The organism is Paraburkholderia sp. RL18-085-BIA-A (assembly GCF_046027075.1).
Classification (GTDB): domain Bacteria; phylum Pseudomonadota; class Gammaproteobacteria; order Burkholderiales; family Burkholderiaceae; genus Paraburkholderia.
This window is the reverse complement of record NZ_JARESU010000016.1, coordinates 53617-69009: the sequence shown is the minus strand read 5'-3', so window position 1 is coordinate 69009 and position 15393 is coordinate 53617. Positions and strand designations below refer to the sequence as shown.

Below are 15393 nucleotides of genomic sequence, written 5' to 3'. Positions count from 1 at the left end.
GTTTATGCAGCGCCGCGCCCGTGTTCGTTTTCGCTTTCCTTTCCGCTGTCATTCGCCGAAGCCGTGACCGCAGCCGCAGTTGCACCCGCCGCCGGGTTCGCCGCCGCACTCTCCGGCAACTGCAAACGCACCGCACGCAACACCGTGTCCTTGATGACCTCGCGCCAATGTTCGAGCGCCGCCTTCTCCATCAACGGCTCGCCGAGAAACGCGCCCAACGTGTACTGGTTGGCGTTATAAAAATAGCCGAGCGACGCGATCATCAGATACACGTCTCGCGCCCTGATGTCGGCGCGAAACACGTTTTGCGCGTGACCGGCGTCCAACAACTTTTGCACGACCGAAATCGCGTAGCCCGAAATCTCCTTCAGTTTCAGCGATTTTTTCGCGTGCTTGCCCTGGTGCAGATTTTCGCTCGACAGCAGCGTGACGAACTCCGGATGATCGAGGTAGTACTGCCAGACGAATTCGACCATCTGTTCTAGGCCGTGGACCGGATCGTCCAGATCGAGATCGAGTTTGCTTTCCGCTTCGTTGAACTGCGTGTAGATCGTTTCCAGCACTTTGACGAACAACTGTTCCTTGCTGCCGAAGTAGTAATAGATCATACGGTCGTGCGAACGCGCGGCCTTCGAAATACTTTCGACGCGGCCGCTTGCATAGCCTTGTTTCGCGAAGACCTTGATTGCCGCTTTCAGAAGCTTGGCGCGAGTGTCCTGCGCCTGTTTCGCACGGATGCCGGTGGCGCCCGGCTTGCGGACGGCAGTGGGACTCATGGCGGTCTCGGATCTCTTTGTTGGTGTCAATAAAACGGCATGCACGGCAGCGACTCGTGCACGAGCGAGGCATGCTCGCGCCATCATCATACCGCCCGCTTCAGGTGCTGCGCGCCGCGCCGCTTCGGCGTAGATTGAAGCGTGATTCATCCGCCGATGCCGCGTCGCAACATTCTCTCGCGCGGCCGGAAACACGTTGCACAGTCTATTTTGATCGAGTAGATTTCAATCGAGTTTGGTGTAGAAGATACTACATCAATGGTGAGTGGCCGCAACATGAAAATGGGCGTGCCACGCAAAAGTCCCCTGAAACAAGGGTGATTTGGCAGTCGGGCAGGACCGCTTGTAATGTCGTCGTATGGGAACCCCGCCATGACAGAACATACGAAGGTCGATTTCGGCGCGGACAGTGTCGACGGCGAAACCGCGTCGACACCGGGTCCTACCGTGCTCGACAAGGCGGCGCCGCGCAGCGAGCGCATGGCGTCGAACAAGATCGAATGCAATGCGTGTCCTGTGCTGTGCCAGATATCGGCAGGGCGCACCGGCGCGTGCGATCGTTACGCGAATGCGGACGGGCGGCTGATCCGCGTCGATCCGGTGGTGTTTCTCGCGCGCTCGCCGTTAGTGGCCGAAGCGGGCGCAAGTGGGCCTGAGGCGGAACCCACCGTCGAATTCGGTGCGCCGTCCGGAGCGAATGATCGCGCCGCCGACGAGGCGCTATTCGTCACCGGCATCGGCGCATCGTCCACCTATCCCGACTACAAGCCCGCGCCTTTCATCGTTGCGTCGAAGCTCGACGACGTCGATATGATCACTGTCGTCACCGAAGGCATCTTCAGCTACTGCAGCTTCAAGGTGAAAATCGACACCGATCGCTTTCTCGGGCCGGAGCAATCGAACGTGCGCTGTCACGGCGAGATTGTCGGCCACGTGAGCACCGCGGAGTACGGTTCGCAGATGCTGAGCCTCGGGGGCGTGCACCATCTGACCGGCGGCAGCAAGAAAGAAGGCCGCGTAACGTGCGACATGATGCTCGCGCTCGGCAACAAGGAAGCGGTGGAGTTGACCATCGACGGCGGCGCGAGTCTCGTGATTCGCGCGGGTGCGGCACCGGTGGTCGACGGCGTCGAGGAACAGCGCATGCGCGTGGGCTGTGGTTCCGCGACCATCGGCATCTTCGCGAAGCAATGGTTCGGTCATGCCGACGAAGTGGTGGTCGTCGACGATCACATCACCGGCGTGCTTACCGAACACCAGGCCGGCCGATGCCTCGGCATGACGCGCTCGGGGCTGAAGATTCGCGGACGCAAATCGACGCCCGGCCGCTACTTTCAGGTCGCTAATCCCGGCACCGGCTGGGGCGGCACCGACATTCAGGACCCGCTGGCGATCGTCGAAGGCTTCGACCCCAACGTCGCGAAACCGGGCATGCGATTGCTGATGGTGTCGACCACGGGCGAACACGCGCAGTGGTACGAACTCGATCGGGATCTCGTGCCGCGTATCGCGCCGATGCCGGACGCGGTGCGCCGCACGGTCGAACGCATCGGCGAGAACTGCGAGCCGTCGCTCGCCACGGTGCTGTTTCTCGGCGGCGCGGGCGGCAGTCTGCGCGCGGGCGCCACGGAGAACCCGGTGCTGCTCACGCGCGCGATCAAACAGAAGCTGGTCAACGTGACGTGCGGCGGCGCGCCGGCGTATGTGTGGCCCGGTGGCGGCATCACCGTGATGGTCGATGTATCGCGGATGCCCGACCGCTCTTTCGGCACGGTGCCCACACCCGCGATCGTCGCGCCGATCGAATTCACGATGACGTATGACGCGTATCGTGACCTCGGCGGCCATCTCGACGCGGTGCGCTCGATGGAGAGTGTGCTGGCGAACGGACCCGGACATACGGAAGGCGCACCGCTCGCGCGCCGCACGTTGGTGCGCAATCCCGACAATCCGTGGCCGCCCGCGATGCCGCCGATGCTCGGCTGACCGCGCGTCGCCCGCCAACACGAAACACATGCCCACACGACGAAAGCGACGAACGTGATGACTCCCACCCGCACCCGGCTCGATGCAAACCGCTGGCATTGGCAGCATGGGCCGATCGATCTGATCCTCGGCGCCGACGGCGAGCCGGCCGCGGTGCAGGCCGCGTATCACGCATGCTGGGCGCGTTTCGCGGATGTGCTGCCCGAGTTGGTCGGCGAGTTGAAACTGCTCCGGCAGCCCGTGCCGTCCGACGCCGCGTTGCACGACACCGCGTTGAAAGGCCAGGTGGCGCGCCGCATGTGGTCCGCGTGCCATCCATATCGCGAGCGTTACATCACGCCGATGGCGGCCGTAGCGGGCAGCGTCGCCGACGAACTGATCGCGGCGTTCGCGCGCGAAGGCGTCGCGCGCGCGTTCATCAACAATGGCGGCGACATCGCACTCTATCTGACCGAAGGGCAGCAGTACCGCGTTGGCGTGTTCGCCGATCTCGCGAACTGCTCCGGCGCGCATCTCTCACGCGATCATGCGCTCGACGCCAACCTGACGCTCGACGCGAGCGTGCCGGTGCGCGGCATCGCGACCAGCGGCTGGCGCGGCCGCAGCTTCAGCCTGGGCATCGCCGACAGCGTGACCGTGCTCGCCCGCGACGCCGCCACTGCCGACGCCGCCGCGACGATGATCGCGAACGCAGTGAATCTGGACCATGAACATGGACTGGACCATGCGGGAATCGTACGTCGTCCGGCGTCGTCGTTGAAGGACGATAGCGATCTGGGCGACTTGCTCGTCACCGTCGACGTCCCTGCGTTACCGCAGCCGCTGATCGAACTCGCGCTTGCGCGCGGCGTAGCTGTGGCACAGCGTCTGCGAGAGCAAGGCTTGATCGAAGGCGCCGCGCTGTTCCTGCAAGGGCGGGTGCGCGTCGCCGGCATTCATGAAATCGCCGTGTTGCCCGCGCGTCGCGCCCCTACAATAACGGAGGCTCCGTGTTCGAAATACGCCGCGTGCTGACGCACGTCGAAGATATCTTCCACGAGTTCGGCCCCGCGCCCGCGCAGCCGCTCAGACGCGGCGCGATTGCCGCGGTGATGACCAACCCGTTCGCCGGCCGCTACGAAGCGAAAATCGAGCACGCGATGGAAGCGCTCAAACCCATTGGCTTCGATATGGCGCAACGGCTGCTCGCGGCGATGGCGGTGCCGCACGCGTCGATCGAAAGTTATGGCAAGGGCGCGATCGTCGGCGCACGCGGCGAACTCGAGCATGGCGCGTTGTGGCATGTACCCGGCGGCTATGCAATGCGTGAACTGCTGGAGAAAAACGGCGTGCCGACCAACGCGATCGTGCCGTCGACGAAAAAAGTCGGCGCGCCGTCCACCGCGCTCGACGTGCCGCTCACACATGTCAACGCGAGCTACGTGCGCAGCCACTTCGACGCGATCGAAGTGCGCGTCCCAGGCGCGCCCGCCGCCGACGAACTCGTGTACATCCTCGTGATGAGCACGGGGCAGCGCGTACATGCGCGCGTCGGCGGCCTCGCGAAAGAGGCGATCGTAGGCAAGGACGGTTTGCGTTGAAGCGTTGCATCGACGCAGCGAAAAGTGGCAGCGCCGCAATATCGAACAACGCGCAACAGGCATCGAAATCCGGAGAGAGCGAAATGGCAATCAAGCTTCGCAAGCTGGTCGTGCAGGTGGATGAAACTCGCATTGAAATGGGCCAGGCTATCGATCCACCCGCGCGTCGCGCGGTCGCGATCGCGGTGATCGACAATCCGTATGCGGGCCGCTACGAGGCCAAACTCGACGCGCTGATCGAAGCCGGCGAAGAGCTCGGCGCGTTGCTCGGCAACCGGTGCGTCGAGGCGCTCGGCATCGCGCCCGGCGACGCGCAAAGCTACGGCAAGGCTGCGATCGTCGGCGAGGCGGGCGAGCTGGAACATGCGGCCGCGATCCTGCACCCGAAGCTCGGCGCGCCGCTGCGGGCCGCAGTCGAAAAGGGCGCGGCGCTGGTGCCGTCGGCGAAGAAGATGGGCACGCTCGGCACCGCGATCGACGTGCCGCTCGGCCACAAGGATGCCGCCTTCGTGCGCAGTCATTTCGATGCGATCGAGGCGCGCGTGTCGGACGCGCCGCGCGCGAATGAAATCGTCGTGGCGGTTGCGGTGACCGCGTCGGGCCGGCCGTTGCCGCGCATCGGCGGCTTGCAGGTGAGTGAGATCAAGGGCGAAGACGGTTTGCGCTGAGTTTGCATCCGGTTGCTTCGCCGCTTCCCAAGGAGAATTCTTTCGGGTTACTGTCCCGCCGTTGACGCGTGCGCGCATGGGGCCGCACGCGCTGCAACGATCTGCCGATCGCGCCGTCTGCGCCTGCCGCGCATGCGCCGTTCAGCAAGCTGCCGAGGGTCGTGATGCTTTCGAATTTGCTGGTACAGCTGGTCAACGGACTCGCCGACGCGTCGACGCTGTTTCTGGTCGCCGCCGGTTTGTCGCTGATCTTCGGCGTGACGCGCATCGTCAACTTTGCGCACGGCTCGTTCTATATGTTCGGCATCTACGTCGCGTACAGCATTGCGAGCCGCTTCGGACATACGGCGGGCGGCTTCTGGCTGTCGGTGCTGGCTGCCGCGCTGGTGGTCGCGGTGCTGGGCGCGCTGGTCGAGATGATCGTGTTGCGGCGCATCTATCAGGCCCCCGAGTTGTTCCACCTGCTCGCCACCTTCGCGCTGGTGCTGATCTTTCGCGACGCCGCGCTGTGGCTGTGGGGCCCCGAAGATCTGTTCGGGCCGCGCGCGCCGCATCTGGCCGGCGCGGTCGATTTTCTCGGCCATCCGCTGCCTACCTACGACATCGCGCTAATCGTAATCGGGCCGGTGGTGTTGCTGCTGCTGTGGTACGCGTTGACGCGCACGCGCTGGGGCACGCTGGTGCGCGCCGCGACGCAGGATCGCGAGATGCTCGGCGCGCTCGGCATCAATCAGGCGTGGCTGTTTACCGGCGTGTTTTTCGTCGGCGCGTTTCTCGCCGGTCTTGGCGGCGCGCTGCAAGGGCCGCGCATGTCGGCGAATCTGTCGCTGGATCTGGAGACCATCGGCAATGCGTTCGTTGTGGTCGTGGTCGGCGGCATGGGTTCGATTCCGGGCGCGTTCGTCGCCGCTCTGATCATCGCGGAGATCAAGGCGCTGTGCATCGGAATCGGCCATGTGACGATCCTCGGTGTCGGCTTGTCGTTGAGCCGCTTTACGCTGGTGGCCGAATTCGTCGTGATGGCGGTCGTGCTGGTGGTGCGGCCCTGGGGTCTGCTCGGCCGCGCGGGCGCCGTGGTGCGTGGGATGGCGGCGCCGGAAACGCCGTTGCGTCCGGCGGGCAAGCGCCTGAAGTGGCTGGCCGCGCTCGCGTTGCTGGTCCTCGTGCTCGCGCCGCTGGCGGCTAACGCGTTTCCGTATATGCCGGTGCTGCTGGTCGAAATCCTGATCGCGGTGTTGTTCGCGACGAGCCTGCATTTCATCATGGGACCGGGCGGCATGCATTCGTTCGGCCACGCCGCTTACTTCGGCCTCGGCGCATACGGCGCCGCGTTGTTCCTCAAAGTGCTGAATCTGCCGATGGAAGCCGCGCTGTTGCTCGGACCGCTGCTCGCGGTCGGCGGCGCGCTGGTGTTCGGCTGGTTCTGCGTGCGCCTCTCCGGTGTTTATCTCGCGATGCTGACGCTCGCGTTCGCGCAGATCGTCTGGTCGGTCGTGTTCCAGTGGGACGACGTGACAGGCGGCAGCAATGGCGTGCTCGGCTTATGGCCGTCGAACTGGTTGTCGTCGCCGGTGGCGTTTTACTACCTGACGCTGGTCTGCGCGGTGATCGGCGTGTGGTTGCTGCGCAAGATGCTGTTCTCGCCGCTCGGCTACGCGATGCGGGCGTCGCGCGATTCCGTGTTGCGCGCCGAGGCGATCGGCATCGACGTGAAGCGCGTGCAGTGGGCGGCGTTCGTGATCGCGGCGCTGTTCTGCGGGCTCGCCGGATCGCTGTACGCGTTCTCGAAGGGGACGATCTCGCCGGAAGTGATCAGTGTGAGCCGTTCGGTGGACGGCCTCGTGATGGTGCTGCTCGGCGGCTTGCAGACCTTGAGCGGACCGATCGTCGGCGCGGCCGTGTTCACGTGGCTGCAGGACACCGTCGCGCGGCAGACCGACTATTGGCAGGCGCTGCTGGGCGTCGCGATCCTGCTGCTGGTGATCGCGTTTCCGCAAGGGATTGTCGGCTTCATTCGCGAGCGTTTCGGCGACGACACCGCCGACGCCGCCGACACAAGCGCCGTGTCGCCGTCGCAACGCGCCGCCGCGATCAAGGAGGGACTATGAGCTTGCTGCGCGTCTCGGGTCTCTCCAGATCGTTCGGCGGCCTGAAGGCTGTCGACAATGTCTCGTTCGATCTCGAAGCCGGTCAACTGCTCGCGCTGCTCGGGCCGAACGGGGCGGGCAAGTCGACCTGCTTCAACATGGTCAACGGGCAGTTGCAGCCGTCGTCCGGATCGATCCGTCTCGACGGTCAAGAACTGGTCGGCATGCGTCCACGCGACATCTGGCGGCTCGGCGTCGGCCGCACGTTCCAGATTGCCGCGACCTTCAATTCAATGACCGTGCTCGAAAACGTACAGACCGCGCTGGTGTCGCGCGAACGCAAGACTTTCGGCCTCTGGAAGCCCGCGGGCTCACGCTACGCCGACGAAGCGTTCGCGCTGCTCGAACAGGTCGGCATGGGCGCCGATGCGAAACGCGCGTGCGGCGTGCTCGCGTATGGCGACGTGAAACGCGTCGAACTGGCGATTGCGCTCGCCAATCGCCCGAAGCTGTTGCTGATGGATGAACCCACCGCCGGCATGGCGCCGAAGGAACGCAACGAGTTGATGGCACTGACCAAACGTCTCGTCACCGGGCACAAGATCGGCGTGCTGTTTACCGAGCACAGCATGGACGTTGTATTCGCTTACGCCGATCGCATGATCGTGCTCGCGCGCGGCAAGCTGATCGCCGAGGGCGACGCCGAAACGATCCGCAACGACCCGCGCGTGCAGGAAGTCTATTTCGGCACCGGCAAGACCTTCCGGCCGCACGCACCGCTAGATGACACCGCGGCGGGCCAAGCGGGACAAGGAGCGCTGCAATGAGCGAGCCGATGCTGAAAGTCTCCGGCCTCAACGCGTTCTACGGCCGCGCGCATATCCTGTTCGATGTCGGCCTCGAAGTCGGCCGCGGCGAAGTCGTCGCGCTGATGGGCCGCAACGGCGCCGGCAAATCGACCACGATGAAAGCGGTGATGGGTCTGCTGCCGCGCCGTCACGGCGAGGTGACGTTTCGCGGCCAGAACATCACTGCGTTACCGCCGTACAGAATCGCGCGAATGGGCATGGGCTTCGTGCCCGAGGACCGCCGCGTGTTCGCGGATCTCACGGTGATGGAGAACCTCGACACCGGCCGTCAGCCGCCGCGCGAGGGCGCGCCGCAATGGACGCCGGAAAAGCTGTTTCGCCTCTTTCCCAATCTGGGCGAAATGCCTCGCCGTCCAGGCGGCCAGATGAGCGGCGGCGAGCAGCAGATGCTGACCGTGTCGCGCACGCTGATGGGCAATCCATATCTGGTGCTGCTCGACGAGCCGTCGGAAGGCGTCGCGCCGCTGATCGTCGAACAGATGGCGAACATGATTCTCGAACTCAAGCGCGAAGGGCTATCGATTCTGCTGTCCGAACAGAACCTGCACTTCGCCGAGCTGGTCAGCGACCGCGCGTATGTGCTCGAAAAAGGGCAGATCCGTTTTAGCGGCACGATCGGCGAACTCGCACGGAACGAAGCAGTCAGGCGCGCTTATCTGAGCGTGTGATTCCAGCGGCGCGCGCGGCGTGCGGGGTGCACGCCGGCGTGGCCGAGGCAGTCGTTGCGAAAGGAGAAGCAGATGGCAGCAGAGACGTTGACAGGCTTGTCGGGCAAGGTCGCGGTAACGAACATTGGGCTGCTGTTATCCGGCGACATCGACCAGCCGATTCTCGACGCGGACACGCTGGTGATCGACGATGGCGTGATCGTCGCGCTCGGCAAGGAGAAGGACTGCGACCTCGAAGGCGCGCGGACTACGGTCGATTGCAAAGGCACCACGGTGGCGCCCGGCCTGATCGACTCGCATGTGCATCCGGTGTTCGGCGACTGGACGCCGCGCCAGAACCAGATGGGCTGGATCGAATCGAATCTGAACGGCGGCGTGACGACGATGATCTCCGCCGGCGAAGTGCATTTGCCTGGTCGTCCGAAAGATGTGCTCGGCGTGAAGGCGCTTGCGATCACCGCGCAACGGTCGTTCGAAGGGATGCGCGGCGCGGGTGTCGGCGGCGGCGTCAAGGTGATGGCGGGCGCGCCGGTGATCGAGAAGGGCATGGTCGAAGAGGACTTCAAGGAGCTGTCCGAAGCGGGCGTGAAACTGCTCGGCGAAGTGGGCCTCGGCAGCGTGAAGGGCGGTGAGGAAGCCGCGCAGATGGTCGCGTGGGCGCGCAAGTACGGCATTCAAAGCACGATCCACACGGGCGGCCCGTCGATTCCCGGCTCGGGGCTGATCGATCGCGACGTGGTGCTGGCCGCCGATGCCGACGTGATCGGCCACATCAACGGCGGGCATACGTCGCTGTCGTACCGGCATGTGTGCGACCTGTGCGAGCAGTCGAGCCGCGCTCTGGAGATCGTCCACAACGGCAACGAACGGATCGCATTGCTGACCGCGCGTCATGCGATCGAACTGAAGTGTCCGCATCGGATCATTCTCGGCACCGACAGCCCCGCCGGTTCCGGCGTGCAACCCCTCGGCATCTTGCGGATGATCGCACTGATTTCGAGCCTGGCCGACGTGCCCGCCGAAATCGCGTTCTGCTTCGCGACCGGCAACACGGCGCGGCAACGCAATCTGCGCCAGGGCCTGATCGAAGTGGGCCGTCCCGCCGACCTGGTGTTCATGGACCGCGCGCAACACACGGCAGCCGACACGCTGCTCGAAAGCGTGCAGCTCGGCGACATTCCGGGCGTGGGCATGGTGATGATCGACGGCTTGATCCGCTGCCGGCGCAGCCGCAACACGCCGCCGGCCACCGAAGTGCCGGTGGTGTTCTGAGCGCGCGCCGCAAGACGTGGACAGCATGGTGATGAACCGTCCCGCGCCGCTCGTGCTGAATGTAAACGGCGCGACCCATCGGGTCTGCGCCGCCGCCGACACGCCGCTGCTCTACCTGCTGCGCAACGACCTCGCGTTGAACGGGCCGAAGTTCGGCTGCGGCCTGGGCGAGTGCGGCGCGTGCACGGTCCTGCTCGACGGCATGCCGACGCGCGCGTGCGTGACGACCGCGCAAGTGGCCGTGGGCCGCGAGATCACCACGCTCGAAGGGTTGGGCACGCGCGCGGCGCTGCATCCGGTGCAGCAGGCGTTCATCGAAGAGCAGGCCGCGCAGTGCGGCTATTGCCTGAACGGCATGATCCTGACCGCCAAGGCATTGCTTGATCGCGATCCGCATCCGAGCGTCGCGACGATTCAGCGCGAGTTGTCGCGTAACCTGTGCCGCTGCGGTACGCATGTCGAGATCGTGCGCGCGGTGCAGCGCGCCGCGGAATTGCTGGCCGCGCAAGCGGCCGTGCATGATGGAGCGCGCGCATGACGGGACCGGATTTCAGCGTCGATCGACGCGCCGTGCCGCCGTCGCGCAAACAGTTGTATGACGCGCAGAGCGTGCTAATCGTCACGCGGCCGCCGCAAGCGCCGGTGAAGGCCGCCATCGGTCAGCCGGGCTCGCGTTCGTCGTTCGTGCCGACCGAGGCGGACCTGTTCCTCGTTGTGCGCGACGACGGTAGCGTGGTTGCGTTCAACGGGCACGTCGATCTCGGCACCGGCATCGGCACGGCACTCGCGCAGATTGTCGCGGAAGAACTGGATGTGCCGCTCACGCGGGTGTCGATCGTGCTCGGCCACACCGGCGAGGCGCCGAATCAGGGACCGACGATCGCCAGCGCGACGATCCAGATTTCAGCGGTGCCGTTGCGGCACGCGGCGGCGCAGGCGCGTCAACATCTGCTCGCGGAAGCGGCGGCACGCTTGCAGGTCGGCGTCGAGCAACTGGACGTGCAGGACGGCCGCGTGTTTCAGCGCGACGGCGATCCGGAAAAAAGCATTCAGTACGGTGAACTGATTAAAGGCCGGCGGGTTGAACTGAATCTCTCCACCGACGCGCCTTTGAAATCGCCGCACGCGTACCGGATCGTCGGCAAAAGCGCGCCGCGTATCGATCTCCCCGCGAAGGCGACCGGCGAATTGAGCTTCGTGCACGACGTACGCGTGCCCGGCATGCTGCACGGCCGCGTGGTGCGTCCGCCGTATGCCGGCGTCGCGCAGGGCGACTTCATGGGCAACAGCCTGCTGAATGTCGACGAAAACGCCATTCGCGAATTGCCGGGCATCGTCAAGGTGGTGGTGATTCGCGACTTCGTCGGCATCGTCGCGGAGCGCGAGGAAATCGCGCAGCAAGCGGTGAAGCGGCTCGACGTGCGATGGAAAGCGGTCGAGGGCTTGCCGCCACTGGAGACCAGCGAAGAAGTGGAAGCCGCGTTGCGCGCGAATCCGGCCACGCGGCGCGACCTTGTGATCGACGGCGACGTGGACGCGGCGCTCGCGCAAGACCCGGCTCGCACGCTCGAACGCACTTACGTGTGGCCGTTCCAGATGCATGCGTCGATCGGGCCGTCGTGCGCGGTGGCCGACTATCGCGACGGCGCGTTGAAGGTCTGGTCGGGCACGCAGAATCCGCATTCGCTGCGCGCCGACCTCGCGTTGCTGATGGCGATGGACGAGGCTTGCATCGAGATCGTGAGGATGGATGCGGCGGGCTGCTACGGCCGCAATTGCGCGGACGACGTCGCCGCCGACGCCGCGCTGCTGTCGCGTGCGAGCGGCGCGCCGGTGCGCGTGCAGCTTTCGCGCGAGGACGAACACGCGTGGGAGCCGAAGGGCGCCGCGCAGTTAATGGACGTGCGCGGCGCGTTGAGCGCTGAAGGCGAGTTGGCCGCGTATGACTTCGCGACGCGCTATCCATCGAACGACGCGCCCACGTTGGCGCTGCTGTTGACCGGCACGATCTCCGCGCAGCCGCAAGTGTTCGAGATGGGCGACCGCACGGCCGTGCCGCCTTACGACTACCGCAGCATGCGCATCGTCTGCGACGACACGCCGCCGATCGTGCGGGCGTCGTGGCTGCGCGGCGTATCCGCGTTGCCGAACACGTTTGCGCACGAGTCCTTCATCGACGAACTCGCGGCGCAAGCGGGCGTCGACCCGGTCGAGTTCCGGCTGAAGCATCTGACCGACCCGCGCGCGATCGAACTGGTGAAGGCCGTCGCCGACAAGGGCGGCTGGCAACCGCGCGAAGTTGCACAACCCGCGCAACCCGCGCCCCAGCAGGAAGGCGACATCGCGCGCGGCCGAGGCATCGCTTACGCGCGCTACGTGCACAGCAAATTCCCCGGCTTCGGCGCCGCGTGGTCCGCGTGGATCGCCGATATCGAAGTGAATCGCAAGAGCGGCGAACTCGCGGTGACGCGCGTGGTCGTCGGCCAGGATAGCGGCACGATGGTGAACCCCGATGGCGTGCGTCATCAGATTCACGGCAACGTGATCCAGGCGACCAGCCGCGTGTTGAAAGAGCGCGTGACGTTCGGCGGCAACGCGGTGACGAGCCAGGAGTGGGGCGCGTATCCGATCCTGACCTTCCGCGAAGTGCCGGTGATCGACGTGGTGATGATGCCGCGTCACGGCGAGCCGCCGATGGGCGTCGGCGAATCCGCGTCGCTGCCCGGCGCGGCGGCCATCGCTAACGCGCTGTTCGATGCGACCGGCGTGCGCTTTCGGCGGCCGCCGTTCACGCCGGAAACGATCCGCGCCGCGCTTGCCGATGCGCAGGCCGAGGACGCGGCGGCGCGCAAGAAGAAGCGCTGGCGTCTCGGTTTGCTCGGTGCGTTCGCGGCGGGCGCGGCCGGCTGGCTCGGCGCGCTGTCGTTCGCGCCGCAGCCCATCGCGCCGATCACCCCGCCGCTCGCGAGCGCGTTCGCGCCCGACCTGGTGGCGCGCGGCAAACTGCTCGCGTCGCTGGGCAATTGCGCGGTTTGCCATACCGCGCGCAACGGCGTGCCGAACGCCGGCGGCAAGCCGCTCGATACGCCGTTCGGCACCGTCTACAGCTCCAACATCACGCCGGACGGCCAGACGGGGATCGGCAACTGGTCGCTGGAAGCCTTCATGCGCGCGATGCGGCAAGGCATCAGCCGCGATGGTCATCGGCTGTATCCGGCGTTTCCGTACACGTCGTTCAAGAACACGTCCGACGACGACCTCAAAGCGCTCTACGCGTACCTGATGTCGCAAACGCCGGTCCGCTCCCGCGCGCCGGAAACGCAGTTGCGGTTTCCATTCAACGTGCGTCCGCTGATGGCCGCGTGGAACGGCCTCTTTCTCGGCCGCAACACGTTCACGCCCAGCGCGACGCAAAGCGCGCAATGGAATCGCGGCGCGTATCTGGTGAACGGCCTCGGCCATTGCAGCGCGTGCCATACGCCGCGCAACGCATTCGGCGCCGAGAAAACCGGCGCGGCGTTCATGGGCGGCGGCAGCGCGGAAGGCTGGGAAGCGCCCGCGCTTTCCACGCTGTCGACTGCGCCCGTGCCCTGGAGCGAGGACGAACTGTTCAGCTATCTGCGCTTCGGTCACGCGACGCTGCATGGCGTGGCGGCTGGGCCGATGGCGCCGGTAATCGGCGATCTGGCGGCGCTGCCCGACAGCGATATCCGTGCTATGGCCATGTATCTGGCGTCGCTCAATCCGCTGGAGCCCAATGCCGATCCGGCCGCGACGGCGCGTCAATACGAGCAGGCCAGCACGATCACCGGCGCGCCGGCGGGGCTCGGCGCGCGGCTCTTCGACGGCGCGTGCGCGGCCTGTCATCACACCGGCAGCGGGCCGCAACTGTTCGGCGCGCATCCGTCGCTCGCGCTCAACACGAATCTGCACAGCGCGAGCCCGGACAACCTGATTCGCGTGATTCTCGACGGCATCGGCTCGCCTGCGCGGCCCGAACTCGGTACGATGCCGGCTTACCGCGACAGTTTCAACGACGCCCAGGTCGCCGAACTCGTGTCGTATCTGCGTCAGCAATTCGCGGGCGGCAAGCCGGCATGGCAGGACGTCACGGCGAGCGTGGCCCGAATCCGCGCGATGCCAGCGACGCAATGAGCCGTCCGCTGCCCAATTACAAGCCCGATTAAAAACCCCGGCATTCACGCAATCCTTCTGATAACGGAGAAACGCATGACCACGCGCGCAGGATGGATCTCTCGCCTCACGGTGTCGACGGTGTGCTCGCTCGCCGCGCTCGGCGCGAGCGCACAGCAGACCATCAAGATCGGCGAGATCAACAGCTACAAGGCGCAGCCCGCCTTTCTCGGGCCTTACAAGAATGGCTGGAACCTCGCGCTCGAACAGGTGAACGCGGCGGGCGGCGTGCTCGGCAAGCAGCTCGAAGTGGTGTCGCGCGACGACAACGGCAACCCCGGCGACACGATCCGCGTCGCGCAGGAACTGATCGCTCGCGAGCAGGTGCAGTTGCTGTTCGGCGGCTTCCTGTCGAACACCGGTCTCGCGCTGACCGACTTCGCCAAGCAGAAGAAAATCTTCTTCCTCGCCGCCGAACCGTTGACCGACAAGATCGTCTGGGCCGATGGCAACAAATACACGTATCGTCTGCGTCCTTCCACGTACATGCAGGTGGCGATGCTGGTGCCGGAAGCGGCCAAGCTGAAGAAGAAGCGCTGGGCGCTGGTGTACCCGAACTACGAGTACGGGCAATCCGCGGTGGCGACCTTCAAGAAGCTGCTGACGGCGGCGCAGCCGGACGTGCAGTTCGTCGTCGAACAGGCGACGCCGCTCGGTAACGTCGACGCGGGCGCCGTGACCCAGGCGATCGCGGATGCGAAGCCCGATGCGATCTTCAACGTGCTGTTCGGCGCGGACCTCGGCAAGTTCGTGCGCGAAGGCAATACGCGCGGACTCTTCAAGGATCGCAGCGTGGTGTCGTTGCTGACCGGCGAGCCGGATTACCTCGATCCGCTGGGCGCGGAAGCCCCGACTGGCTGGATCGTGACCGGCTACCCGTGGTATTCGATCGATACGGCGGCGAACAGGAAATTCGTCGATGCGTATCAGGCCAAGTATCACGACTATCCGCGGCTCGGCTCAGTGGTCGGCTACTCGGCGCTGATGTCGATCGCGGACGGCATCAAGAAGGCCGGCTCGGTCGATTCGGACAAGCTCGCCGCCGCCTTCAAGGGCCTCAATGTAGAGACGCCGTTCGGGCCGATCATGTATCGCGCGCAAGACAATCAGTCGACCATGGGCGCGTATGTCGGCGTGACCGGGTTGAAGGACGGCAAGGGTGTGATGACGTCGTACCGGTATATCGACGGTGCGAGCGTTCAGCCGTCGGATGCCGAGATCAGGAAGCTGCGGCCCGCTGACTGAAGGCGTTACGAAGGCGGCACGTTATCCTCGTGTTATCGACGTGTCTCG

12 protein-coding genes are annotated in these 15393 nt (G+C 65.5%); 11 read left to right on the top strand and 1 reads right to left on the bottom strand.

What is annotated here, in order from left to right; genetic code table 11:
* Nucleotides 1–2 precede the first annotated feature (2 nt).
* Nucleotides 3–776 carry a TetR family transcriptional regulator gene (locus tag P0D89_RS14010; RefSeq protein ID WP_408358490.1) on the bottom strand — a complete coding sequence of 258 codons (774 nt, stop codon included), beginning with the start codon at nt 774–776 and terminating at the stop codon, nt 3–5.
* Between the two features lie 372 nt (nt 777–1148).
* Here P0D89_RS14010 and P0D89_RS14005 point away from each other — a divergent pair, with 372 nt between their 5' ends.
* The 11 genes from P0D89_RS14005 (at nt 1149) to P0D89_RS13955 (ending at nt 15345) form a co-directional block, all read left to right on the top strand.
* On the top strand, nt 1149–2762 hold the full coding sequence (locus tag P0D89_RS14005; protein ID WP_408358489.1) for a 6-hydroxynicotinate reductase: 1614 nt from the start codon (nt 1149–1151) through the stop codon (nt 2760–2762).
* Nucleotides 2763–2819: 57 nt separating this feature from the next.
* Nucleotides 2820–3776, top strand: a complete 957-nt coding sequence (locus tag P0D89_RS14000; protein WP_408358554.1) for a UPF0280 family protein — start codon at nt 2820–2822, stop codon at nt 3774–3776.
* The gene (locus P0D89_RS13995) at nt 3752–4342 is read left to right on the top strand and encodes an amino acid synthesis family protein (protein ID WP_012426218.1); all 591 of its coding nucleotides are present in this window, start codon (nt 3752–3754) and stop codon (nt 4340–4342) included. Before P0D89_RS14000 ends, P0D89_RS13995 begins: the two co-directional genes overlap by 25 nt.
* Before the next feature lie 83 nt (nt 4343–4425).
* Nucleotides 4426–5010 carry an amino acid synthesis family protein gene (locus P0D89_RS13990; RefSeq protein WP_149671018.1) on the top strand — a complete coding sequence of 195 codons (585 nt, stop codon included), beginning with the start codon at nt 4426–4428 and terminating at the stop codon, nt 5008–5010.
* A 164-nt stretch (nt 5011–5174) separates the two neighbouring features.
* On the top strand, nt 5175–7118 hold the full coding sequence (locus tag P0D89_RS13985; protein ID WP_408358553.1) for an ABC transporter permease: 1944 nt from the start codon (nt 5175–5177) through the stop codon (nt 7116–7118).
* Nucleotides 7115–7924 (top strand): ABC transporter ATP-binding protein, encoded by an 810-nt coding sequence (locus tag P0D89_RS13980; protein WP_408358488.1) that lies wholly within the window; start codon nt 7115–7117, stop codon nt 7922–7924. The genes P0D89_RS13985 and P0D89_RS13980 overlap by 4 nt, the downstream gene beginning before the upstream one ends.
* Nucleotides 7921–8634 carry an ABC transporter ATP-binding protein gene (locus P0D89_RS13975; RefSeq protein ID WP_408358487.1) on the top strand — a complete coding sequence of 238 codons (714 nt, stop codon included), beginning with the start codon at nt 7921–7923 and terminating at the stop codon, nt 8632–8634. Before P0D89_RS13980 ends, P0D89_RS13975 begins: the two co-directional genes overlap by 4 nt.
* A 72-nt stretch (nt 8635–8706) precedes the next feature.
* Nucleotides 8707–9906: an amidohydrolase family protein gene (locus P0D89_RS13970; RefSeq protein WP_408358486.1), complete on the top strand. Its 1200-nt coding sequence runs from the start codon at nt 8707–8709 to the stop codon at nt 9904–9906.
* 31 nt (nt 9907–9937) lie between these two features.
* On the top strand, nt 9938–10444 hold the full coding sequence (locus P0D89_RS13965) for a (2Fe-2S)-binding protein (protein ID WP_408358485.1): 507 nt from the start codon (nt 9938–9940) through the stop codon (nt 10442–10444).
* Complete coding sequence (locus P0D89_RS13960; RefSeq protein ID WP_408358484.1) at nt 10441–14061, top strand: molybdopterin cofactor-binding domain-containing protein; 3621 nt, start codon at nt 10441–10443, stop codon at nt 14059–14061. The genes P0D89_RS13965 and P0D89_RS13960 overlap by 4 nt, the downstream gene beginning before the upstream one ends.
* 75 nt (nt 14062–14136) lie before the next feature.
* Nucleotides 14137–15345, top strand: coding sequence for an ABC transporter substrate-binding protein (locus tag P0D89_RS13955; protein WP_408358483.1), 1209 nt, complete (start codon nt 14137–14139; stop codon nt 15343–15345).
* Nucleotides 15346–15393 lie beyond the last annotated feature (48 nt).